The 24,303-nt window shown below is 43.4% G+C and carries 20 protein-coding genes and 1 pseudogene; 15 read left to right on the forward strand and 6 right to left on the reverse strand.

Annotated features, from left to right (window positions below; translation table 11 throughout):
* Nucleotides 1-4,381 (reverse strand): SIALI-17 repeat-containing surface protein (locus tag HMPREF2885_RS03420; RefSeq protein ID WP_083307406.1); only part of this gene is annotated, 4,381 nt, incomplete at its 3' end.
* 253 nt (nucleotides 4,382-4,634) lie between these two features.
* Nucleotides 4,635-5,348, reverse strand: a pseudogene (gene treR, locus HMPREF2885_RS03425) (trehalose operon repressor).
* 290 nt (nucleotides 5,349-5,638) lie between these two features.
* Here treR and treP point away from each other — a divergent pair.
* The 13 genes from treP (at nucleotide 5,639) to yidD (ending at nucleotide 18,827) form a co-directional block, all read left to right on the forward strand.
* Nucleotides 5,639-7,606: a PTS system trehalose-specific EIIBC component gene (gene treP, locus HMPREF2885_RS03430; protein ID WP_070657094.1), complete on the forward strand. Its 1,968-nt coding sequence runs from the start codon at nucleotides 5,639-5,641 to the stop codon at nucleotides 7,604-7,606.
* A gap of 177 nt (nucleotides 7,607-7,783) precedes the next feature.
* The gene (gene treC, locus HMPREF2885_RS03435) at nucleotides 7,784-9,415 is read left to right on the forward strand and encodes an alpha,alpha-phosphotrehalase (RefSeq protein ID WP_070657097.1); all 1,632 of its coding nucleotides are present in this window, start codon (nucleotides 7,784-7,786) and stop codon (nucleotides 9,413-9,415) included.
* A 394-nt stretch (nucleotides 9,416-9,809) separates the two neighbouring features.
* On the forward strand, nucleotides 9,810-12,440 hold the full coding sequence (locus HMPREF2885_RS03440; protein ID WP_261674083.1) for an SEC10/PgrA surface exclusion domain-containing protein: 2,631 nt from the start codon (nucleotides 9,810-9,812) through the stop codon (nucleotides 12,438-12,440).
* Between the two features lie 220 nt (nucleotides 12,441-12,660).
* Nucleotides 12,661-12,906, forward strand: coding sequence for a YneF family protein (locus tag HMPREF2885_RS03445; protein ID WP_000364980.1), 246 nt, complete (start codon nucleotides 12,661-12,663; stop codon nucleotides 12,904-12,906).
* A 205-nt stretch (nucleotides 12,907-13,111) separates the two neighbouring features.
* On the forward strand, nucleotides 13,112-13,906 hold the full coding sequence (gene racE, locus HMPREF2885_RS03450; protein WP_070536040.1) for a glutamate racemase: 795 nt from the start codon (nucleotides 13,112-13,114) through the stop codon (nucleotides 13,904-13,906).
* Nucleotides 13,903-14,874 (forward strand): nucleoside-triphosphate diphosphatase, encoded by a 972-nt coding sequence (locus tag HMPREF2885_RS03455; RefSeq protein ID WP_070657105.1) that lies wholly within the window; start codon nucleotides 13,903-13,905, stop codon nucleotides 14,872-14,874. Before racE ends, HMPREF2885_RS03455 begins: the two co-directional genes overlap by 4 nt.
* Nucleotides 14,850-15,371: a metallophosphoesterase gene (locus HMPREF2885_RS03460; protein WP_001118939.1), complete on the forward strand. Its 522-nt coding sequence runs from the start codon at nucleotides 14,850-14,852 to the stop codon at nucleotides 15,369-15,371. Before HMPREF2885_RS03455 ends, HMPREF2885_RS03460 begins: the two co-directional genes overlap by 25 nt.
* Nucleotides 15,368-15,829: a cyclic-di-AMP-binding protein CbpB gene (gene cbpB, locus HMPREF2885_RS03465; protein WP_000560696.1), complete on the forward strand. Its 462-nt coding sequence runs from the start codon at nucleotides 15,368-15,370 to the stop codon at nucleotides 15,827-15,829. Before HMPREF2885_RS03460 ends, cbpB begins: the two co-directional genes overlap by 4 nt.
* Entirely contained in the window at nucleotides 15,826-16,560 is a 735-nt protein-coding gene (gene xerD, locus HMPREF2885_RS03470) for a site-specific tyrosine recombinase XerD (protein ID WP_282185816.1), read from the forward strand. Before cbpB ends, xerD begins: the two co-directional genes overlap by 4 nt.
* Nucleotides 16,560-17,288, forward strand: a complete 729-nt coding sequence (locus tag HMPREF2885_RS03475) for a segregation/condensation protein A (protein WP_049550437.1) — start codon at nucleotides 16,560-16,562, stop codon at nucleotides 17,286-17,288. Before xerD ends, HMPREF2885_RS03475 begins: the two co-directional genes overlap by 1 nt.
* A gap of 18 nt (nucleotides 17,289-17,306) precedes the next feature.
* Nucleotides 17,307-17,876, forward strand: a complete 570-nt coding sequence (gene scpB, locus HMPREF2885_RS03480) for an SMC-Scp complex subunit ScpB (RefSeq protein WP_049550436.1) — start codon at nucleotides 17,307-17,309, stop codon at nucleotides 17,874-17,876.
* Nucleotides 17,863-18,585: a pseudouridine synthase gene (locus HMPREF2885_RS03485; RefSeq protein WP_001222228.1), complete on the forward strand. Its 723-nt coding sequence runs from the start codon at nucleotides 17,863-17,865 to the stop codon at nucleotides 18,583-18,585. Before scpB ends, HMPREF2885_RS03485 begins: the two co-directional genes overlap by 14 nt.
* Nucleotides 18,585-18,827, forward strand: coding sequence for a membrane protein insertion efficiency factor YidD (gene yidD / locus HMPREF2885_RS03490; protein WP_070657107.1), 243 nt, complete (start codon nucleotides 18,585-18,587; stop codon nucleotides 18,825-18,827). Before HMPREF2885_RS03485 ends, yidD begins: the two co-directional genes overlap by 1 nt.
* A 31-nt stretch (nucleotides 18,828-18,858) precedes the next feature.
* Here yidD and HMPREF2885_RS03495 read toward each other — a convergent pair whose 3' ends face one another.
* The 4 genes from HMPREF2885_RS03495 to HMPREF2885_RS03510 all read right to left on the reverse strand — a co-directional run bounded on the left by HMPREF2885_RS03495 (nucleotide 18,859) and on the right by HMPREF2885_RS03510 (nucleotide 22,582).
* Nucleotides 18,859-19,830, reverse strand: coding sequence for a siderophore ABC transporter substrate-binding protein (locus HMPREF2885_RS03495; protein ID WP_065371386.1), 972 nt, complete (start codon nucleotides 19,828-19,830; stop codon nucleotides 18,859-18,861).
* A 97-nt stretch (nucleotides 19,831-19,927) separates the two neighbouring features.
* On the reverse strand, nucleotides 19,928-20,680 hold the full coding sequence (locus HMPREF2885_RS03500; protein ID WP_000764284.1) for an iron ABC transporter ATP-binding protein: 753 nt from the start codon (nucleotides 20,678-20,680) through the stop codon (nucleotides 19,928-19,930).
* Nucleotides 20,677-21,633 carry an iron chelate uptake ABC transporter family permease subunit gene (locus tag HMPREF2885_RS03505; protein WP_070657111.1) on the reverse strand — a complete coding sequence of 319 codons (957 nt, stop codon included), beginning with the start codon at nucleotides 21,631-21,633 and terminating at the stop codon, nucleotides 20,677-20,679. Before HMPREF2885_RS03505 ends, HMPREF2885_RS03500 begins: the two co-directional genes overlap by 4 nt.
* Complete coding sequence (locus tag HMPREF2885_RS03510) at nucleotides 21,623-22,582, reverse strand: ABC transporter permease (RefSeq protein WP_070657116.1); 960 nt, start codon at nucleotides 22,580-22,582, stop codon at nucleotides 21,623-21,625. The genes HMPREF2885_RS03505 and HMPREF2885_RS03510 overlap by 11 nt, the downstream gene beginning before the upstream one ends.
* 233 nt (nucleotides 22,583-22,815) lie before the next feature.
* Between HMPREF2885_RS03510 and pepA the strand changes: the two genes are divergently transcribed.
* Both pepA and HMPREF2885_RS03520 read left to right on the forward strand, forming a co-directional pair.
* Entirely contained in the window at nucleotides 22,816-23,880 is a 1,065-nt protein-coding gene (gene pepA / locus HMPREF2885_RS03515) for a glutamyl aminopeptidase (protein WP_000209162.1), read from the forward strand.
* A 20-nt stretch (nucleotides 23,881-23,900) separates the two neighbouring features.
* Nucleotides 23,901-24,197, forward strand: coding sequence for a bacteriocin immunity family protein (locus tag HMPREF2885_RS03520; RefSeq protein WP_000840146.1), 297 nt, complete (start codon nucleotides 23,901-23,903; stop codon nucleotides 24,195-24,197).
* Nucleotides 24,198-24,303 lie beyond the last annotated feature (106 nt).

Consider the following 24,303-nt stretch of genomic DNA (forward strand, 5'->3'; position numbering starts at 1 on the left):
CGATAGGTTCGGTGTATTCAGGCTTTTCTACAGTAGGAGACTCTTCTTGCCCCGCCGTTCCGATAGGTTCGGTGTATTCAGGCTTTTCTACAGTGGGTGGCACTTCTTGCCCTGCAGTCCCGATAGGTTTAGTGTATTCAGGAATTTCAACAGTAGGAGCTGGTTCCTCTCCCTTGCTTGTAGTTGGTTGCTTCTCATCAACTTTCTTTTCATCCTTTTTAGTAAAGACGGCTACGATAGGGCTGCTTGTGGTATTTCCTTGAATGGTATAAGCTTCAATGGCATTTCCAGCTTTGCGATTGGTTTCGTCAGGGATTGGGATTTGAACTTGATTGTCTTGGATTGATAGGATAGTCTGATCCCCACTGGTAACCAGATGCGTTTCATCCACCTTACGCAAAACTAGAGGATCTTTGACTCCTGGGAAGGTCACTGCGATGGCTTCCCAATCTCCAGCTGGTAGGCTTAAGGAAATGGTTTTGTCATTTTCCTTAAGAGGCGCAATGCTCGGGCTATCTATACCAACAGCAGGAGCTTTGATGATATCAAAGGAGTCTAGAGAGATTTTCTTGCGACCTTCTGGCGAATCTGGATCAACTTGTAATGTCAGGGTATGCGGACCGTCAGTGAGATTTGTAAATTCGCCAATAAAAGCTCTCTTTTCAGTTGCACCTGAAGTGTAGAAGTCTAGACTTGGCATTTCTTTGCCATCTAGTGTAACACGTGCTCGTCCAAGAGCGAGGCTCTTTAAGCCAAAGATACGAATACCCGTCCCTGTAAAGGAAATAGTTGCCTGAGCTTCTGAAGCTGCACTAGAGTCGCTGTTGTTAATATCAGCGTATTTTTCCGTACCTCCGTAGAGTTCAGGGTCAGACCAGTCCTTAAACTGGGCACCATACTGGATGCGCGAATCGCGATCATCTATTTTTTCAATCGTATTGCCTGTTCCTGCTAGGATCTTGAAGTAGTCTAATGAAATTTTCGAGCGCTCACTACCACGTCCTTTGTGCTCACGTTTAACACTAAGAGTCAATGTGTGAGGTCCGTCAGATAGTCCTGCGAAGCGACCAATGAGACTACCTTTTTCAGTTGCTCCAGCAGTATGGAAGTCAAGCTCCCCGACTTCTTTGCCATCAATTTTAGCAGTGGCAAGACCTAGTTCAGACGATTTCAGTCCATAGATTTCGATACCAACGCCAGTGAAAGGAATGGTAGCAGTGAGATCTTCGTCTGTGTAGTCTCCTTTTGAAAGGTCAGCAAATTTCTCTGTTCCTCCAAATAATTCTGAGTCTGCCCAGTTTCCAAAGGCAGCTCCGTACTGGATGCGGCTATCTCGGTCGTCCATCAACTCGCTATAGGTTTCGACAGTGGCCTGTTCAGAAACTTGTGTGGAAACTTCGCCCAGCATAGCCTTGACAGTATAAGTATAGGCGAGTTGAGGATTTAGTGATCGGTCAATAAAGTGGGTTTGATTGGTTACAAATTCTCTGGTCGCAGAGGTTTGGCCAGTTTCGTCTTTCACTTGTCTTTGGATGACATAGTGGGTAGCGCCTTCTACTTGGTTGAAGGTAAGTTCGGCAGTGACTCCATTTTGTCGAACGGCTGTCAGACTGGTCACACGGCCAGGGAAATGTTCAAAGGTAATGACGTCACCTTTTTGCGTTGCAAGCTGGATACGATTATCTTTAAGGATCGTTGCCTTGACTGGTTTGCCATTGACCTTGATTTGGCTAGCTTCGATATTTGGATAATCTACAACCAGGTCTCCACCGACATTTGAAAGGAAGGACAAGCTTTGCAGGTTTTTATCTTTCCACTTCATGCTGACTTCAAAGTTACCACGGGCAACCAAGCCAGAAACTTGACCGTCTTTCCATGCATCTGGAAGGGCTGGCAATGGTGCAATATAGCCAGTGTGTGATTGGAGAAGCATTTCTGCCATCCCACTGGTCGCTCCAAAGTTTCCGTCGATTTGGAAAGGCGCGTGGGTATCCCAAAGGTTTTCTAGAGTTGAGTACTTGAGCTGTTCAGCGAGTAAGCGATGGGCACGGTTACCGTCCAGCAGACGAGCCCAGAGGTTGATTTTATTGGCCTTAGACCAACCAGTCCCCCCATCTCCACGGTGATTCAAGGTAGCACGCGCAGCCTCTAGGTATTCAGCCTGGTCCTTGCTAAAGAGCGTACCTGGGAAGAGACCAACTAGATGGGAAACGTGGCGGTGGTGATTTTCAATCCCTTCATTGGTGAATTGCGGACTGTCTTCTTCGTACCATTCTTTGATACGGCCCTCTTTATTGATGTGAAGTGGTTTAAGTTTGTCAAATTTAGCCTTGACCTCTGTGACTAAGTCTTTGTCGACATTCAGATGGTTGGCAACTTCCATGTAGTCGTGGAATAGCTGCCAGACTAGCGATTGGTCAAAGGTATTTCCGATGGTGATGGTACCGTGTTCTGGTGAGTAGGATGGAGAAGACACCCAACGGTCACTGGCCTGGTCATAGTGCAAGAAGGAGTTCCAGAACTTGGCAGTCTCTTTCAACATAGGATAGATCTTTTCTTTGAGATAGGTCTCATCCTTGGTGAATTTGTAGTAGTCATAGACATTCTGCATCATCCAAGCGTTGGCTGCTGGAGACCAACCCCAATAGTAATTCCAGCCTGGAGTAGTCCAGCCAAATGGTGTCGCCTGGGTGTGGACCAGCCAACCATTTTCTTGTCCGTCTTTGGATTCGATACCTGCGTATTCCTTGGCAGCGATACGGCCATAATAGCGCATGTCATCAATGTAATTGATCATTGGCTTGGCAGTTTCAGCAAGGTTGCTCATATAAGCTGGCCAATAGTTCATTTGCAAATTGACATTGAGGTGGTAGTCAGCGTTCCAAGGTGGATTGTCTACAGCGTTCCAGACTCCTTGGAGGTTGGCAGGAAGAGCATCTGTCCGATCACGAGACGAACTGATGAGTAGATATCGGCCATATTGGAAGAAGAGTTCTTCCAATTTTTGCCCTTTTTCTGGGTTATAGCCTTGAAGGGCCTCTTTTGTCGTTTGAGTAGTCTTGGTTCCGCCTAGATTTAGTTTAACGCGGTTAAAGAGACTTTGATAGTCCTTGATATGGGCCTTTTTCAGTGTCTCGTAGTCTTTGGCCTTAGCTGCTTCGACAATCCCTTTAACTGTTTTTTCGAGGTCAATGTCTTTTCGATAGTTGGTTTTTGGATTCTGAGCAAAGTTAGTCTTGGCACTGAGATAGAGGGTCGCATAACTTGCGCCTGTAACGGTTAGAGTTTCGTCCTGAACAGTCACCTTTCCGTCCGTTTTAATTCCTAGATAGGATGCAAATTGAAGGCCGTTATCTTTGACAGTTCCCTTTAGAAGGATTCCGTTTGCATCTGTAGTGACATGACCATTCTTATAGTTAGAATATTCCCAAGAGTAGTTGCCATTAGCAAGCAAGTCTTCTGTCAAACTGTTCCAAAGGGTAAAGTCAAGTGTCTTGTTTCCTTTTTTGGTCAAGTAGGTCACAGTGATATCATCAGGATAACTGGAGAAGGTTTCGCGTTTGAAAGTCGTCCCATCTTGGGTGTAAGAAGTGGTCGTAGTGGCTTCAGTGATATCCAAACCACGATGATAATCTGTTACAGTATCTAACCCTTTCTTCTGGTTATTAAAGACCATGAAGATATCTCCAAAGGCTAGGTAACGTCCATACTGGGCGTTGTTTGGTCCAACTAGATTTTGTTCAGCGAGCTGTTTTGCTTTTTGGCGGTCGCCAGCTTCGAGGGCTTTACGTATCTCTGCTAAAACCTTGTAGCGATCCTTGTAGTTTCCTCCGTTATAGTCGGTGCTATCGGGTTGTGGCCCTCCTGACCAGAGGGTCTTTTCGTTGTACTGGATTCTCTCTTCCCCAATGAGTCCGAAAACCTTGGCTCCCATTTCTCCATTTCCGACAGGGAGGGCTTGTTTTTCCCATCCATCATAGGAGGGAGCTGTTGGTTGATCGTAGTTGAGTTGATAGTTTTCTTGTTTTGTCACAGGTTGGTCTGCTTTTTCAGGTTCCTTATTTTCTTTAGCTTCTACAATGGCTTCTTCACTAGCTTGACTATTTGTCGTCTGAGTCTCCTCAGCTGGCTTGTTTTCGGAAACTACTGGACTCTCGGCTAGAGACGGTTTTGTAGTTTCAGTAGCTTCAGCAGCTTTGGGTTCACTATCAGGCTTAGTGATAGCTTCGACAGAGGTTGGTTCAGTTTGCTTGACCTCAACACTGTCTGCAGCTACAGTATGGTTGACTAGAAAAACAGCCCCCAGTAAAACAGAAGCAGTCCCAACCGTCAGCTTGCGGATGCTATAGCGACAGGATTTCTCCCAAAAGTGTTTTTTCATAAAACCCTCCTTCGTTTATTAGAAACCGCTTACATTTTATAAAGCAGTTTCGTTTAATTTGTTTCTATTTATCTCCTCACCTCCCATTCTAATGGTCGTTTAGCATTTGTCAAGAGCTTTTTAGCAAGATACATATTTGCTGTTGTTTTTTCTTAAAATAGTAGAATAAGTAGCAAGTAGTCCCTCTTTTTCAACTCTCAACTAGATCGTTTACTACTAAAAAACAGTTGAGAGTATCCCCAACTGTAAGTGTTTATTTCGGATGTCTTTTGGCAAAGTCAACAAAGTGAAATTTTTCTAATTTATGGCGACTTTCGGTGAATTGAAACTGGCGCCCGTCTTGGAGATAGACTTTTGACTTGATGGAAACGACATAAGGGTCTTTCCCAATGTTCATGAGAATCTTGTCTCGATCGCTAGTGTGGTCAATGGTGATTTCCTTCTGAGCATAATCAATAAGGAGTTTGAGGTCGTCCTCTATATACGAGTAGATAGACTGCTCAGCGATTTGGCGAGTGAGATTTGTAATCAGTTCCATATCCAGATAGTCCGTATCCAGAACGGATACTAGATTATCTACTACACGCTGGCGGACTACCTTCCACACCATCCGAAACTCTGGAAAGCCGGTTATCAGTGAGGACTTTTTATCGATAATGATCTTGTCCAGACTGACCACGTTGGTTTTAGAGCGCAGTCCAAGTTACTGGACCAGTTCTTGGTAGCTGGTTAGGTTAGAGACAGGAAAATTGACGGTTTCTTCTTTGATGACTTGGGAACCTTGCCCCCTTATCTTTTTGATCAATCCTTCCTCTTGGAGGAGGGACAGAGCTTTTCGGACGGTGTCACGGCTCACCTGATACTGATCCATGAGTTCGTGTTCACTGGGGAGGAAATCTCCGACAGCGTAAGTCTCGCTTTGAATGGTTTTTTGGATTTGCTTAAATAGTTGTTGGTATTTCTTCATCTTGCTTCCTTATACTCTTCGAAAATCAAATTCAAACCACGTCAGCGTCGCCTTACCGTACTCAAGTACAGCTTGCGGCTAGCTTCCTAGTTTGTTCTTTGGTTTTCATTGAGTATTAAATGAGTTTTGAGTCTTATTTCATACATACTTGTATCCATTTTACCATACAAGTGCTAGAAAATATGCAAAAACACCCTCTCTTTATCGCAAACAAGTTGCCTACAAGTTTGGTATCGTTTACAATAGAGCTATCAAGTCAAGCTTGCTTTGACAAATATAAGGAGAATCAAATGGGAAAATTTGAACAAGAAGCCAAAGATCTGCTTCAAGCGATTGGAGGTAAGGAGAATGTCACTGCTGTCACCCACTGTGCGACACGGATGCGCTTTGTTCTCGGAGACGAAAAGAAGGCCAATGTCAAGGTCATCGAGTCGATTCCAGCCGTCAAAGGGACCTTTACAAATGCGGGTCAATTTCAGGTGATTATTGGGAATGACGTACCGATTTTTTATAATGATTTTACAGCTGTTTCAGGCATTGAGGGTGTTTCCAAAGAAGCAGCCAAATCTGCGGCTAAGAGCAATCAAAATGTACTTCAACGTGTCATGACCACTCTAGCGGAAATCTTTACACCGATTATTCCAGCCCTGATTGTTGGTGGACTAATCCTCGGTTTCCGTAATGTTCTTGAAGGTGTTCATTGGTCGATGTTGGATGGCAAGACCATCACAGAATCCTCTCAGTTTTGGGCAGGGGTCAATCACTTCCTCTGGTTGCCTGGTGAAGCAATCTTCCAGTTCTTGCCTGTAGGAATTACCTGGTCTGTCTCTCGTAAGATGGGAACCAGCCAAATCTTGGGAATTGTACTTGGGATCTGTTTGGTTTCACCTCAGTTGCTCAATGCCTATGCAGTTGCTTCTACTTCAACAGAAGAAATCGCAGCCAACTGGGTATGGAATTTTGGCTACTTTACGGTTAATCGTATTGGTTATCAAGCTCAAGTTATCCCAGCCTTGCTTGCAGGTTTGAGTCTGTCTTATCTTGAAATTTTCTGGCGCAAGCATATTCCAGAAGTCATTTCCATGATTTTTGTGCCTTTCTTGTCATTGATTCCAGCCTTGATTTTGGCTCACACTGTCTTGGGACCAATCGGTTGGACAATTGGGCAAGGACTCTCTGCAGTTGTCTTGGCAGGTTTGACAGGTCCAGTTAAATGGCTCTACGGTGCGATTTTTGGTGCCCTCTACGCTCCATTTGTCATCACTGGTTTGCATCATATGACCAATGCCATCGATACACAATTGATTGCGGATGCTGGCGGAACTGCCCTTTGGCCAATGATCGCTCTTTCTAATATTGCCCAAGGTTCTGCCGTATTTGCCTATTATTTCATGCACCGCCATGATGAGCGTGAGGCTCAGATTTCACTTCCTGCAACCATTTCAGCCTATCTCGGTGTTACAGAACCAGCCCTCTTTGGGGTCAATGTCAAATACATTTATCCATTTGTAGCTGGGATGATTGGTTCAGCCCTTGCCGGCATGTTATCCGTTACTTTCAATGTAACAGCAGCTTCTATCGGTATCGGAGGTTTGCCAGGTATCCTCTCTATTCAACCTCAATATATGCTACCATTTGCAGGAACCATGCTAGTTGCTATTGTTGTACCAATGCTCTTGACTTTCTTCTTCCGCAAGGTCGGTCTCTTTACAAAGACAGAGGATGATACAGCCTTACAGGCAGAATTCGTTGCCCAAGAAGAGGCAGAATTTGTCAGTCATGAACCAGTACCCCTTGCTCCAGTAGAAATTATCAGCCCACTGACTGGTCAAGTGAAAGAATTGAGTCAAGCGACGGACCCTGTTTTTGCATCAGGTGTCATGGGACAAGGTCTAGTCATTGAACCAAGCCAAGGTGAGTTGACTGCTCCAGTCAATGGGACGGTGACGGTTCCTTTCCCTACCAAGCATGCCATCGGTATTGTCTCTGATGAGGGGGTAGAATTGCTCATTCACATCGGTATGGATACAGTCGGTCTTGATGGTAAAGGTTTTGAAAGTCTCGTAGCCCAAGGAGACCACGTCACAGTAGGTCAAAAATTGATTCGTTTTGATATGGATGTCATTAAGGCTGCAGGTCTCGTGACAGAAACTCCTGTTATCATCACGAACCAAGATGCTTATACAGCGACTATTACTGGAACTTATCCAACAACTATCCAAGCTGGGGAAGCTCTCATGGTCGCTACACGAATCTAATACTCTTAGAAAATCTCTTCAAACCACGTCAGCTTTATCTGCGACCTCAAAGCGGTGCTTTGAGCAACCTGCGGCTAGCTTCCTAATTTGCTCTTTGATTTTCATTGAGTATAATTGAAATAAAACAAACAGGGAAGGAACACGGGTTCCTCCCTTTTATCAGAAAAGGAGAAACAGATGGCACTTGATAAAGGAAAAGTAGTCTATCAAATCTATCCAAAATCATATAAAGACACCACTGGAAATGGTATTGGGGATTTCCGTGGGATTATCGAAAAAATTCCCTATCTAGCCAAGCTAGGTGTGGATATGGTCTGGCTCAATCCATTCTACCCAAGCCCCCAACGGGATAATGGTTACGATATTTCAGATTATATGGCAGTGGATCCTCTTTTTGGTGATATGGCTGATTTTGAAGAGATGGTACGTGTCGGTAAAGAGCACAAGATTGACTTTATGTTAGATATGGTGCTCAATCATTGCTCGACAGAACACGAATGGTTTCAGAAAGCCCTAGCTGGCGACCAGTACTACCAAGACTTTTTCTTCATCCAAGACCAACCGACAGACTGGCAGTCTAAGTTTGGCGGCTCTGCCTGGGCACCTTTCGGGGATACAGGGAAATATTACCTCCACCTCTTTGACGAGACTCAGGCTGACCTTAATTGGCGCAATTCCAATGTCCGCAAGGAACTTTTCAAGGTTGTCAATTTCTGGCGAGACAAGGGGGTCAAAGGTTTCCGATTTGATGTGATCAATTTGATCGGCAAGGATGAGGTCTTAGTGGATTGTCCTGAAAATGAAGGCAAGCCAGCTTACACAGACAAGCCCATCGTTCATGACTATTTGCGCATGATGAATCAAGCCACTTTTGGATCAGACGATAGCTTTATGACAGTTGGGGAAATGTCCTCTACCACCATGGAAAACTGTGTCCTCTATTCGTCACCTGACCGTCAGGAGTTATCCATGACCTTTAATTTTCATCATCTCAAGGTGGACTACAAGGACGGACAGAAGTGGACTTTAGCTCCCTTTGATTTCGAAGAGTTGAAAAGTCTTTACCATAGCTGGGGCAAGGAAATGAGTGACAAAAATGGCTGGAGCGCTCTTTTCTGGAACAATCACGACCAACCACGAGCCTTAAATCGTTTTGTAGATATTCAACATTTCCGCAATGAAGGGGCGACTATGCTGGCTGCCAGCATTCACCTGTCACGTGGGACACCTTATATCTATATGGGTGAGGAAATCGGAATGGTTGACCCAGACTATGATTCCGTGGCTGATTATGTGGATGTCGAGTCCATCAATGCCTATCAGATGCTCTTAAAAGAAGGGAAAAGTGAACAAGAAGCCTTCCAGATTATTCAGGCCAAGTCACGTGATAATTCACGCATTCCCATGCAGTGGGATGCTTCAGAAAATGCTGGATTTTCAACAGGCACTCCATGGTTGAAAGCTGGTAAATCCTATAAAGATATCAACGTAGAAAATGAAATCAAAGGCCCAATTTTCGCCTTCTATCAAAACTTGATTCGACTTCGTAAGGCAATGCCGCTCATCTCAGAAGGGAGCTACAAACCAGCTTTTGAAGACAGTCAGCAAGTCTATGCCTTTGAACGTCAGTATGAGGATGAAAAGTTACTGGTCCTCAATAACTTTTATGCCACAGAAGTAGAAATCGACTTACCAGTAGACTATCAAAATGGACAGATTCTGATTTCAAACTATGAAGATGTAGAAGTATCAGAAAAAATCCTTCTGAAACCGTATCATAGCCTAGCACTATATTTAAAAAGTAAATAAACGATTTTAGAGTAAGGATCAGAAAAAACAAGCTTCTAGATGAAGTTTGTTTTTTATTTTGTAGAAGTATATATTAAATATTTATAACAGGATAGAGTTAACTGACTCAAATAAAGAAAAATGATTGTCAACTTAAAAAGTAAATAATTAAATAATATACCGTTTTTTAAAACTCGTCTTTAAAATGTAAAAAAAAGTAAAAAGATTGTCAAGAAGAACCATTTATAAAAATGTCTGCCTTGAAAGATTCCCGTTTTTATGAGGATTTTTAGAAAAAAATAAATGACAATTTAATGACAATTTCTTTGATTTTCAAATAAATACGCTATATTTAATACTTGACGTCTTTCTTGATAAAGGTAAACATGATAAAATAATTTAGTCATTTTTCCTAATGATAAAAATTAAAGGAGAATATTTTATGTTTAAAAAAATGCTCAGTGCATTTTCAATAAGTGCAGTTGCTCTTTCGATTTTCTTTACGAAAGGTGTTAAAGCGGATCAAGTGCGTGAAAACTCAACGCCTTCAGGAGAGAACACGAGTTCTCAAAGAGAAGAAAAACAATCACCTGTTTCTAACGTTACACAAGGTGAAGTAGATGCAGCAAAAGCAGACCTTAATCGTGTAAATCGAGTAGTGTCGGAAGCTCAAAGGGATGTAGAGGAGGCTAGACAATCCACAGCTACAGCCAAAGATGAACTAAAGATAGCTCAGCAGAATGTTGATGTAGCAAAAGAGGCTGTAGAATCTGCGCCTACTGCATTAAAAGAAGCGCAATCAGACCTAGCGACCAAGTTGGATGAAGAAAAAAAAGCAGATGCCAATCTGGCAAGTAGCAAGACTGAGCTTGAAGAAGCACAGTCGCAAGTGGATCATCAAGCTCAATCCTTAGCCGCTGCAAAAGAGAAGGAAAAAGGGGAAGCTGAAAAAGCAACCCAAGCTCAACAAGATGTTGATGTTGCACAGTCAACATTGACAGAGTCAACATCTGACGCGGATACAAACCTTGAACAAGCAAAAACGAAAGTCGCTGCCAGTCAAACCGCGGTTGATAAAGCTCAACAAGGTGTAGAAAAGGCCAATCAATCAGATGAAGAACGTCAGAAGAAATTAGCTGAAGCAACTGCTAATAAGAGTAAGGCTGATGATGCAGTATTAACAAGTAAGCAAGCATTTGATGATGCTAGTGCAAAAGCAGAAAAGAAACAGTCAGCACTTGAACCAGCAAAAGCTACATTGAGTGCAGCTAAGAATACAGGTGCTCCAGTTACATCTAATACTAAGAATACGTTCTATATGACTCCAGAATATATTGCTGCTTTAAAACAGTTGGCAGATCCAAATACTCTGCAGTCACAGATTAGTCAGATTGAAGCTACCTTGACAGCTGTAAATGATAAGGCTAAATCTTTTAACAATTATGTAGCAGACCCAAATGATAGTAAAACGCTGATAGATACAAATAATATTCCTTATGATGTCCGTTTGGAAATATCTCAGTTTACAGCAGAATTGATTAACCAAATTCGTTCGCAAATGGGGACGGGCGAGGTAGTTGTTACTCCTTCAGCACTTGAATTTGCGGATAAAGTAGCACGTGAATATAAAAATGATAATTGGTCTTGGGATTTGATGAATCGTTACCATCATGACGCATGGGGTATTAACCGAGTTGCGCGTGAGTATGGACTGGTTACAACTAGTTCTGAACAAGAACAAGAAGGGATTCAATATTACGAAAATGCATATATCTGGAAGGCAAACACTTCTCAAATGAGTGTGGCAGATATGAAACGTGATATATATTTTTCATTGGTTGAATTCATGTATAATGGCTATGAGTGGGTGCATGCTAAATCTATTTCTGGTTTGAATACAGGAAGTCAAAAGAATTATCTAGGCGTTGATTTTTCAATGGAGAACGATATTACAGTATCTCATTTCACGATGGTTTCGGAAGATCAGGTGAAATATGCTAGTAAAAACAATTTTGATGCGACGCCAATTGGTGGAAAATCTGGGGAAGCAAATCAAGAAAAGCTTGAACAAGCTCAGACAGCCTTTGATGTAGCTCAGGCTGCAAATAATCAAGCTCAAGCAGATAAGGAAAATGCAAAAACAGTTTATGAACAAGCTCAGTTAGTAGCCACTCAAGCTCAAACAGCCTTTGATGAAGCAACACAAACACCTCTTGGGCTTGAACAAGCTAAACAAGCTTTAGAAGAAGCTAAAAATCAGTTAGAAACTGATAAAGAGGCCTTGAGGTTAGCACAAACAATTGCTAATAACGTTGAAAGGGAAAAGGATGATAAAGTGAAGGTTTTATCAAAAGCTAGGGATGCCCTTTCTATTGCACAAAAGAACTTGACTGCTGCACAAGCCGATGTTTCCAAAGAAGAAGCTTTGCTTAAAGATGCTACTAGTACGCTTGCTGATGCTATTGAAAAAAGGGATACTGCTCAGGAACAACTCGTCAAAGCTCAAACAGCAGTGATGGAAGCAAAGAGTAAAGTGTCGAATTTGGTTCAAGCTGAAGAACAACTTTCCAAAGCTGAAGAGGTGCTAGAAGCAGCTGAACAAAAGGTGAAAGCCAAGGAAGCAGCGCAACTTGCGGCAATTGAGCAGTTGAGCAACTTGCAAACGGCACAAGCTGCTACTCAAGTGAACTACAACCGTTTAGTGACTAAACTGAAAATGCAAGAAAAGCAGCAGGCGGATGATTACTATATAGAAATTCTAGATCAGACGGAGAGAGATCTTGCTAAACAGGATCAACGACTTCAGACAAATTCTGAGCCACCTACTCAAAAAAGTTCTCAAATTCTTTTAGACACTTCAAAACAAGTGCAAGATATTAAACAGATATCAACAGAGAAGAGCGCGAAGGAGTTATCAATGATTTCTAATGCAGGTCATCTTCCTAGCACAGGTTCAAGAATTTCCTTATGGATTCAGCTGAGCGGAATCGTTCTGATTTATACTAGTTTCAGATTGTTAATCTGGGAAAAGAAAGATAGACAGTAAAGAGACGGTATCTCCTATAACTGTTTCGGATGATAGACAAACACAGCTTTGTGTTTGTCTATTTTTATAAGATGATAGTATTAGCAAATCGCGTAAAATAGAAGCTCTCTTCAAAACACAGGGTGGAAAAATAACGAATATCAACAGGGAATCTAAACTAGTCAGGAAAGTCACTTTATGGTATAATATAGAAGACTCAAAAAGAAACAGGAGAAAAAGAATGGATTTACTTTTAGCAATTATCTTGATTGTGCTAGCTTTTCTAGGAGGAGCTCTTGGAGGGATGTACTTGGTTCGTAAGCAAATCGAAAAAGAATTTGCGGACAACCCACGTTTGAACGCTGAGGCAGTTCGTGCTCTTTTGAGCGCAAATGGTCAAAAACCAAGCGAAGCCAAGGTACAACAAGTTTACCACCAAATCATCCGCCAACAAAAAGCAGCCCTTGCTAACAATAAAAAGAAATAAATAGGAAAAGTCTGGGATGAAAGTTCCAGACTTCTCACTATGTTCAATAGTTCTCAAGGATAAGACTTTTTCCTTGCATTCTATTGATATTTGATTATGATTAAGAGAGAGGCAGTTTCCATTCTATCAAGCTGTCTATCCGTTCATTTAGGACAAGTAATTATAATGAACTATCAATCAGAAAAAAGACTAGAAAGAAGACTGTATGGATAATCGACCGATTGGTTTTTTGGATTCAGGTGTCGGGGGCTTGACCGTTGTGCGCGAGCTCATGCGCCAGCTTCCCCATGAAGAAATCGTCTATATTGGAGATTCGGCACGGGCGCCTTACGGGCCCCGTCCTGCTGAGCAAATTCGTGAGTATACTTGGCAGTTGGTCAACTTTCTCTTGACCAAGGATGTCAAAATGATTGTCATTGCTTGTAATACTGCGACTGCGGTCGTCTGGGAAGAAATCAAGGCTCAACTAGACATTCCTGTCTTGGGTGTGATTTTGCCAGGAGCTTCGGCAGCTATCAAGTCCAGCCAAGGTGGGAAAATCGGAGTCATTGGAACGCCCATGACGGTACAATCTGATATCTACCGTCAGAAAATCAACGATCTAGATCCGGACTTACAGGTGGAGAGTTTGGCCTGTCCCAAGTTTGCCCCCTTGGTCGAGTCTGGTGCCCTGTCAACCAGTGTCACCAAGAAAGTGGTTTATGAAACCCTGCGTCCCTTGGTCGGCAAGGTGGATAGCTTGATTCTGGGTTGTACCCATTACCCACTCCTTCGCCCTATCATCCAAAATGTCATGGGACCAAAGGTTCAGCTCATCGATAGTGGGGCTGAGTGTGTACGAGATATCTCAGTCTTACTCAATTATTTTGAAATCAATCGTAGCCGAGATGCGGGGCCTCTTCAACATCGTTTTTACACAACAGCCAGCAGCCAAAGTTTTGCTCAAATTGGAGCAGAATGGCTGGAAAAAGAGATTCATGTGGAGCATGTAACTTTATGACAAACAAAATTTACGAATACAAGGACGACCAGGACTGGTATGTCGGTGTCTGGGACGTCTATGGAGGCATCTACAGTCTCATCAAAGATCCGCTTGATCTTGATTTTATGGATTTGGCGCGGATTTTTCGTGACGAAGAAAATGGCTTTCCAATTACGATAACGGTGATGCGCTGGTCTTCTAACTACCGTCTGCTCTCCTTTATCGTCGAGATTTTAAATGCAGAAGCAGGACGTAACTTGGAAGTCATCCAACGTCAGGGAGCCCTACTCTTGGTTGAAAATGGGCAACTCCTGCATATAGAATTGCCTAAAGAAGGGGTCAATGTTCATGCCTTCTTTGAAACTAGTAAAGTTAGAGAAACCTTGTTGATTGCGACTCGTAACGAGGGCAAGACCAAGGAATTCCGAGCTATCTTTGACAAGCTAGGCTATGATGTGGAAAATCTTAATGACTATCCTGACCTGCCTGAAGTAGCAGAAACAGGCATGACTTTTGAAGAAAATGCTCGACTTAAGGCAGAAACCATTTCCCAATTAACAGGTAAGATAGTTCTAGCAGATGACTCAGGTCTCAAAGTCGATGTCCTAGGTGGCTTGCCAGGTGTCTGGTCAGCCCGTTTTGCAGGAGTGGGAGCGACTGATCGTGAAAATAATGCCAAGCTCTTGCACGAATTGGCCATGGTCTTTGACCTTAAGGACCGTTCGGCTCAATTCCACACGACCCTGGTTGTAGCCAGTCCAAACAAGGAAAGCTTGGTTGTCGAAGCTGACTGGCCGGGTTACATTAACTTTGAACCCAAGGGTGAAAATGGCTTTGGTTATGATCCCCTCTTCCTTGTGGGAGAGACAGGCAAATCCTCAGCTGAGCTAACCCTTGAAGAAAAAAATAGCCAATCTCACCGCGCCTTAGCCGTTAAGAAACTTTTGGAGGTATTTCCATCATGGCAAAGCAAACCATCATTGTAATGAGTGATTCCCATGGCGATAGCTTGATTGTGGAAGAAATTCGTGATCGCTATCTGGGGAAAGTCGATGCCATTTTTCACGATGGTGACTCTGAACTCCGTCCAGACTCTCCGCTCTGGGAAGGCATCCATGTCGTCAAAGGAAATATGGACTTTTATGCTGGTTATCCAGAACGTTTGGTGACTCAACTTGGTCCAACCAAGATCATCCAGACGCATGGACACTTGTTTGACATCAATTTCAACTTTCAAAAGTTGGACTACTGGGCTCAGGAAGAAGATGCCGATATCTGTCTCTATGGTCACTTGCATGTGCCAAATGCTTGGATGGAAGGCAAAACACTCTTTTTAAATCCAGGCTCCATCAGCCAACCAAGAGGAACCATCAGAGAATGCCTCTATGCCCGTGTGGAAATTGATGACAGCTATTTTAAAGTAGACTTTTTGACACGTGATCATGAGGTTTATCCAGGCTTGTCCAAGGAGTTTGCTCGATGATTGCCAAGGAATTTGAAGCATTTTTACTGGAGCAGGAAGAGACTTTTCTTACCCCCGCTGAGAATCTAGCAGCTTTGATTGATACCCATAATGCTGATCATGCGATTTTAGTGTTGAGCCAAATCACTTATACCCGTATCCCTGTTGTGACCTTTGACAAACGCTTTGTTGGAACCATTGGGCTGAGAGACATTTTGGCTTATCAAATGGAGCAAGGTTTGACGGATGAGCAGATGGCAACGACAGACATCGTTAATATGACCAAGACAGATGTGGCAGTCGTCGCTCCAGACTATAACATCACTGAAGTCCTCCATAAACTGGTGGATGAACCCTTCTTGCCAGTGGTAGATGATGAAGGAATTTTCCAAGGAATCATCACGCGCAAGTCCATCCTCAAGGCCGTTAATGCCCTCTTGCATGACTTTAGTAAGGAATATGAGATTCGATGCAAATGAGAGATAGGATTTCAGCCTTTTTAGAGGAAAAACAGGACTTGTCTGCCAATTCCAAGCAGTCTTATAAGTATGATTTGGAGCAATTTTTAGACATGGTAGGGGAACGGATTTCTGAGACTAGTCTCAAGATTTACCAAGCCCAGCTAGCCAATCTAAAAATCAGCGCCCAGAAGCGAAAACTTTCGGCCTGTAACCAATTTCTCTACTTTCTCTATCGAAAAGGAGAAGTGGACAGTTTTTACCGTCTGGAATTAGCTAAACAAGCTGAAAAGAAGATTGAAAAACCAGAAATTCTAGACCTAGACTCTTTTTGGCAGGAAAGTAATTATCCAGAAGGACGCTTGCTGGCGCTTCTTATCTTGGAAATAGGGCTCTTGCCAAGTGAGATTTTAGCCCTTAAGGTTGCAGATATCAATCTGGATTTTCAGGTGTTGCGAATTAACAAGGCTTCCCAACAGAGGATTGTAGCCATTCCTAGGACCTTGCTTTCAGAATTGGAACCCTTGATGGGGCAGACCTATCTCTTTGAAAGGGGAGGGAAAGCCTATTCTCGTCAGTGGGCCTTTCGTCAGCTGGAGTCCTTTGTCAAGGAGAAAGGTTTCCCAGAACTATCAGCCCAAGCCCTACGGGAACAGTTCATTCTAAGACAGATAGAAAACAAGGTCGATTTGTACGAAATTGCAAAAAAATTAGGATTAAAAACAGTCCTGACCTTAGAAAAATATAGATAATGGATATTAAATTAAAAGATTTTGAAGGGCCCCTGGACCTGCTCTTGCACTTGGTTTCTAAGTACCAGATGGATATCTACGATGTGCCCATTACGGAAGTCATCGAGCAGTATCTAGCCTATGTCTCAACTCTGCAGGCCATGCGTCTGGAAGTAACGGGCGAGTATATGGTTATGGCCAGTCAGCTGATGCTAATCAAGAGCCGCAAGCTCTTGCCAAAGGTAGCAGAAGTGACAGACTTAGAGGATGACCTGGAGCAGGACCTTCTCTCTCAAATCGAAGAATACCGCAAGTTCAAACTCCTGGGTGAGCACTTGGAGGCTAAGCACCAAGATCGGGCTCAGTACTATTCCAAAGCGCCGACAGAGTTGATTTACGAAGATGCAGAGCTTGTACATGACAAGACGACCATTGACCTCTTTTTGGCTTTTTCAAATATCCTAGCCAAGAAAAAAGAGGAGTTCGCACAGAATCACACGACCATTTTGCGGGATGAGTATAAGATTGAGGACATGATGGTCATCGTAAAAGAGTCCTTGTCTGGACGAGACCAGTTGCGTTTGCAGGATTTGTTCAAGGAAGCCCAGAATGTTCAAGAGGTTATTACCCTCTTTTTGGCAACCCTAGAGTTAATCAAAACTCAGGAATTGATCCTCGTGCAAGAGGAGAGTTTCGGAGATATCTATCTCATGGAAAAGAAGGAAGAAAGTCAAGAGGCACAAAGCTAGACTTGATAGAGAGGAAAGATGAGTACTTTAGCAGAAATAGAAGCGCTCTTGTTTGTAGCAGGTGAAGATGGGATTCGGGTTCGTCAGTTGGCTGAACTCCTCTCACTTCCACCGACAGGCATCCAACAGAGTTTAGAAAAATTAGCCCAAAAGTATGAGAAAGACCAGGATTCGAGCTTGTCCCTGATTGAGACAGCGGGAGCATACAGATTGGTGACCAAGCCTCAATTTGCAGCGATTTTGAAGGAATACTCCAAGGCACCCATCAACCAAAGTTTGTCTCGGGCTGCTCTTGAGACCTTGTCCATCATTGCCTACAAGCAGCCGATTACCCGAATTGAGATTGATGCTATTCGTGGGGTTAACTCGAGTGGAGCCTTGGCAAAGTTACAGGCCTTTGATTTGATACGAGAAGACGGGAAAAAAGAAGTGTTGGGTCGTCCCAATCTCTATGTGACTACAGATTATTTCCTAGATTACATGGGAATTAACCATTTGGAAGAATTGCCAGTGATTGATGAGCTTGAGATTCAAGCGCAAGAAAGCCAATTATTTGGTGAAAGGATAGAAGAAGATGAGAATCAATAAATATATTGCCCACGCAGGTGTGGCCAGTAGGAGAAAAGCAGAAGAGTTGATCAAGCAAGGCTTGGTAACGGTCAACGGACAGGTAGTGCGTGAACTCGCAACGACCATCAAGTCTGGTGATAAAGTCGAAGTGGAAGGTCAACCTATCTACAACGAAGAAAAGGTCTACTATCTGCTTAACAAACCACGTGGAGTGATTTCCAGTGTGACAGACGACAAGGGCCGTAAGACTGTTGTGGACCTCTTGCCCAATGTAAAAGAACGCATTTACCCTGTGGGACGTTTGGACTGGGATACATCCGGTGTTTTGATTTTGACCAATGATGGGGACTTTACGGATGAGATGATTCACCCACGTAATGAGATTGATAAGGTCTATGTCGCGCGTGTTAAAGGTGTGGCCAATAAGGATAATCTCCGCCCCTTGACCCGTGGTCTTGAGATTGATGGCAAGAAAACCAAGCCAGCTGTTTATGAAATTCTCAAAGTGGATCCAGTTAAAAATCGCTCTGTGGTACAGTTGACCATCCATGAAGGACGTAACCATCAGGTTAAAAAGATGTTTGAAGCTGTCGGTCTTCAAGTGGATAAGTTGTCTCGGACACGTTTTGGACACCTAGACTTGACAGGTCTTCGTCCAGGAGAATCCCGTCGCCTTAATAAAAAAGAAATCAGCCAACTACACACTATGGCTGTAACCAAGAAATAATGAAACGAATCTTAATAGCACCAGTACGCTTTTACCAACGTTTTATCTCACCAGTCTTTCCACCCTCTTGTCGTTTTGAGCCTACTTGTTCCAACTACATGATCCAGGCTATTGAAAAACATGGTTTCAAGGGTGTTTTGATGGGCTTGGCTCGGATTTTGCGTTGTCATCCTTGGTCGAAAATAGGCAAAGATCCTGTGCCAGACCACTTTTCACTCAGACGAAATCAAGAAAAAAAATAACCCAACATCATTTGATGTCGGGTTTTCTTGTTTATTTCAAAGCTTTTTGAGCGTCTTCAATCATGAGTTTGGTTGATTCAAGACCACCACCGCTTAGATACCAGAGGTCTGGTGTTAGTTGGATAATTTTTCCATTTTTAGCAGCAGGAGTTTCAGCGATGAGGGCATTTTCTAGGACGCCATCGTTGCTAGAGTTGTCCCCACCGATGGCAAGGGTACGGTTGATGACAAAGAGGATGTCAGGATTGATTTCTTTGACACTTTCAAAGCTGACTTCTTGTCCGTGTCGAGAGTCTTCAAATTGAGTATCAGTTGGTTTGAATTTCAAGGTTTGATACAAGAAAGAGAAACGAGATTGGGCACCAAAGGCAGCCATTTTTCCTTCATTGAGGAGGATAGCAAGGGCTTTTTTGTCAGAACTTTTGTTTTTAGTAGCGACTTCTTGGATGCTCTTGTCCAGGTTAGCCAATTCTTCCTTGGCTTTCTGCGTACCAGTTTCACCAAAGGCGCTTGCTAGGGATTCGATATTAGACTTGGTAGAAGTCCAGTAGTCTTCTTTTCCAGCTTCAAAGAGGACAGTTGGAGCAATTTCTTTGAACTTGTCTACGAACTTTTGGGTACGTGGTGAAGCGATAATCAAATCCGGTTCAAGGGCGGCAATGGCTTCTAGGTCTGGCTCAACCATGGAACCCACATTGTTGACATTTCCTGCAAGATCTTTTAGGTAAGCCGGAACAGTTTTTGTAGGCATTCCGACGATATTCTTTTCAAAACCTAAAGCGCGAATAGTATCCGCAGCACCGAGGTCAAAGGTCACAATCTTTTCAGGAACTTTTGACAGTTTAACCTCGTCTAGTGAGCTTTTAATGGTCACTTCTGTTGGAGTAGAAGTGCTGGTCTCCGTCTGGCTGGTACTTGAGTTTGTATTTGTACTACATGCACCAAGTAAGAGCAAGAAACTAACCGCTAGGGCGGTGAGATAAAGTTTAAGGGATGTTTTCATGATTTCTCCTTTTTAAAATGTGATAACGATGTAGGGGGCTCTTAGATAGGCTTGTTAGCTAAGAGACAGAGGGCTCTCTAACATGAGTTCAGAATAGCTAGCTATAGATGCAGATCTTTTTGCCATTGATATCCGCCAGCGTGATGGGAATCTCATAGAGTTGACTGAGCAGGTCAGCCTGCATGATTTGAGCAGTCGTTCCCTTGCAAAAAACTTGACCGTCCTTGAAGGCAACAATTTCATCCGCATATTGGCTAGCCATGTTGATATCGTGGAGGACGATGATAATGGTTTTGCCAAGTTCCTCCACCAGTCGCTTGAGAATCTGCATCATGCTGACGCTTTGCTTGATATCGAGATTATTGAGCGGTTCGTCTAGCAAGATAAAGTCTGTATCCTGAGCTAGTACCATGGCGATAAAGACACGTTGGAGCTGTCCACCAGACAGACTATCGATGTAGCGGTCTTTTAAGTTGGTCAGTTCCAGATAGTCCAGAGTTTCTCGGATTTTTTCCCTGTCTTCTGCTCTCAGTCGACCACGGCTGTAGGGAAAACGTCCAAAACTGACCAGTTCTTCTACAGTCAATTTGGCTTGGTAATTGATCTTCTGCTTTAGGATGGTGAGTTCTTTGGCCAGTTCTTGCGAATTCCAACTCTCGATTTCACGGCCTTTGATACTGAGAATTCCCTGATCTTTCTTGGTCAGTCTGCTCATGATAGAGAGAAGAGTTGATTTTCCAGCACCATTTGGACCAATGAAGGCTGTCAGTTTCTGAGGACTGACTTCAAGGGAAATGTCTTGCAAAATATCCTGTTTTTGAATGGATTTGTCAATGTTTTCCAGTTTCACCGACGCGCCCTCCTGTAAAGTAAGATAAAGAATAAGAGACCACCCACACTCTCGATGATCATGCTGATGCGAATTTCCAGTGCAAAGACTCGTTCGATGAGGGCTTGCCCCAAGGTCAAACTAATAAATCCAATCAGAATGGCTAGGATAAAGAGCAACTTGTGCCGATAATCTTTGACAATCAGGTAAGTGAGATTGGCCAGCATAAAGCCGAAGAAGGCCATAGGCCCTACCAAGGCAGTCGCTGTTGAGGTCAAGAGCACGATGCCCCAGAGGAGTTCTCTCTGTTCTTTTTCAACATCGAGTCCAAGTATCTGAGCCGTTTCTCTTTGCAGGTGCAAGACATCCAGAACGACTGCTTTTCGAAAGAAAAAGATTGTCAAGGCGAGGATGATCAGAGAACCGATGGCTAGGATGGAAGTGTTGAGATGCTGAAAGGAAGCAAAGAGACTGTTCTGCAGTTTATCGTATTCATTTGGATCCATCAGGACTTGGAGGAAGGTACTGATATTTCGAAAGAGACTTCCCAGGGCTAGGCAGATTAGCAGAATGAAAACCAGATTTTGCTTCATCAGCGTCTTCAAGTAGCCTTGTAAGGCGAGAAAGAAGAGGGATTGAAGCAGAAGTAAGACTAGAAATTCTAAGACAGGCGACTTCCCAAGCTGTAGAAATTTGCTTTCAAATATCAGTAGCAGGGTCTGTAGCAAGATATAGAAGGATTCGATTCCCAAAATACTTGGCGTCAGAAAGCGATTTTCCGTCAGGGTTTGAAAACTAATGGTCGAAATCCCTGTCGCGATGGCTACCAAGAGATAAACGATGATTTTTTGGGAACGTAGCTTCCAGGCAAAGGCAGACAGCTGAGTGATGGGCCAAAAGTAGAGGAGGCAAGCTCCGATGGCCAGAATAATGAGAAGGCAGAAGAGTTTGGTATGTTTGCTTTTAAACTGCATCCTTTTGTCCCCCTCTCCATAGAAGTAGGATAAAGACGAGACTACCAATGATTCCTAGTAGGAGACTGACAGACAGCTCATAGGGCCGAATCAAGACTCGAGAGAGGATGTCACAGGCCAGAACTAGATTAGCACCGACCAGAGCGACCATGAGTTTGGTTTGACTCAAATTATCTCCATAGCGCTTGCGGATAAGATTGGGAACGATGACTCCGAGAAAAGGCAAGGCACCCACGGTAATCATGGTGACACTTGTCGTTAGCGCCACCAGAAAGAGGGCCAGCTCTTCAAGTAGGGAGTAGGAAATCCCTAAACTCTCACTGGTTTCCTTGCCCAGATTCATGATGGTGAAGGTTTGGGATAATTTCCAAACGGCTATCAGGATAATGAGGCCTAAGAAGAGCCACTCATACTGATGAGTCTGAATCATGGAGAAGGAGCCCTGGGTCCAAGCAGTCATACTCTGAACCAGATTGAAACGATAGGCGATAACTTCTGTGACAGAACCGATAATCCCACTATAGATGATCCCGATCAAGGGCAACATCCACCTTTCCTTTACAGAAAAAATAGTCATAAAGGCCAGGAAGAAGAGGGTAAATAAAATGGATGAGCCAAAAGCAAAGAGCATCTTTTGGGTCAGACTCGCAGACGGAAAGACAAAGAGGCTCAACACCATTCCCAGTTTGGCAGCTTCTGTCGTTCCGACTGTACTCGGAGCAGCAAACTGATTTTGAGTAATGGTCTGCATGAGAAGGCCTGCCATACTCATGCTAGATGCAGCCAGGAGAATGCTGATGGTTCTTGGAAGACGCGACTCTTGAAAGAGAAGCCAAGTCTGTTGGTCAAAAGCAAAGAATTTTTCCCAAGAAAAATCACTGGTTCCAATACTAATGGAGAGAAAGAGCAGGAGTAGAAGTAAGCCTGTTAAAATATGAGAGAGTTTCATGCTCCGTCCTTTCATGTAGATTTGGTATAAAAATAGCCTTGGAGATAATGTAACATGATTTTTTTAATCTGTCAATAAATTTTCTGACAATTTAATGTAAAAAGAAAGAAAAATTCCTGAAATAATATCTGCCCCTCTCTTTTATTGGAAAACTGAGTAAAAACCAATCCACCTTCCCACTATCCTTCTCCTATAAAAAGTGGTAAAATGGAGGACAGAAAGAAGGAACTGAAATGACAACATTATTTTCAAAAATCAAAGAAGTAACAGAGCTTGCTGCAATCTCTGGTCATGAAGCGCCTGTCCGTGCTTATCTTCGTGAGAAGTTAACACCGCATGTGGATGAAGTAGTGACAGATGGCTTGGGTGGTATTTTCGGGATTAAACATTCAGAAGCTGCGGATGCACCGCGTGTCTTGGTCGCTTCTCACATGGACGAAGTTGGTTTTATGGTCAGCGAGATTAAGCCAGACGGTACTTTCCGTGTGGTTGAAATCGGTGGCTGGAACCCTATGGTGGTTAGCAGTCAACGCTTTAAACTTTTTACGCGTGACGGTCGTGAAATTCCTGTGATCTCAGGATCTGTTCCTCCACATTTGACTCGTGGAAAGGGTGGACCAACCATACCAGCCATTGCCGATATCGTTTTTGATGGTGGTTTTGCGGACAAGGCTGAGGCAGAAAGCTTTGGTATCCGTCCGGGTGACACCATTGTACCTGATAGCTCCGCTATCTTGACAGCCAATGAAAAAAATATCATCTCCAAAGCTTGGGACAACCGCTACGGTGTCCTCATGGTAAGCGAGCTAGCTGAAGCTTTATCAGGTCAAAAACTCGGAAATGAACTCTACCTTGGCTCGAACGTCCAAGAAGAAGTTGGTCTTCGTGGCGCTCATACTTCTACAACTAAGTTTGATCCAGAAGTTTTCCTAGCTGTTGACTGTTCACCTGCTGGTGATGTTTATGGTGGCCAAGGCAAGATTGGGGACGGAACCTTGATTCGTTTCTATGATCCAGGTCACTTGCTTCTCCCAGGTATGAAGGATTTCCTTTTGACAACAGCTGAAGAAGCTGGTATCAAGTACCAATACTACTGTGGTAAAGGCGGAACAGACGCTGGCGCAGCTCATCTGAAAAATGGTGGTGTCCCATCTACAACTATCGGTGTCTGCGCTCGTTATATCCATTCTCACCAAACTCTCTACGCGATGGATGACTTCCTAGAAGCTCAAGCTTTTTTGCAAGCCTTGGTGAAAAAATTGGACCGTTCAACGGTTGATTTGATTAAACATTATTAAGCATAAGGGAGGTGGTCGGGATGGCAGAACCAAACCTAGAAAGCCTTATAAGAGATCTCTACAACCATGCTCGTCAGGGTTTGAGTGAAGATTTAGTTGCTGCTCTCCTAGAGACTGCTAAAAAACTACCCACTACAAATGAGCAATTACTAGCAGTCCGTCTCTCAGGACTGGTCACCCGTGAATTGCTCATCAATCCCAAACACCCAGCACCTGAATTGATCAACTTGGCTCGCTTTATCAAAAGGGAAGAAGCTAAGTACAGAGGAACCGCGGTTTCTGCTATTATGTTTGGAGAGCTATTTAAAATGCTTTGATTCACAATGGAATCAAAGCATTTTTTATATGTCAGAAAAAACATTTTTGATGAGGAAATGAAAAAGCCATCCCATTCAGGATAGCTTCTTGGCACTTATACTCAAT

Source organism: Streptococcus sp. HMSC062H02 (assembly GCF_001813005.1).
Classification (GTDB): Bacteria; Bacillota; Bacilli; order Lactobacillales; family Streptococcaceae; genus Streptococcus; species Streptococcus oralis_S.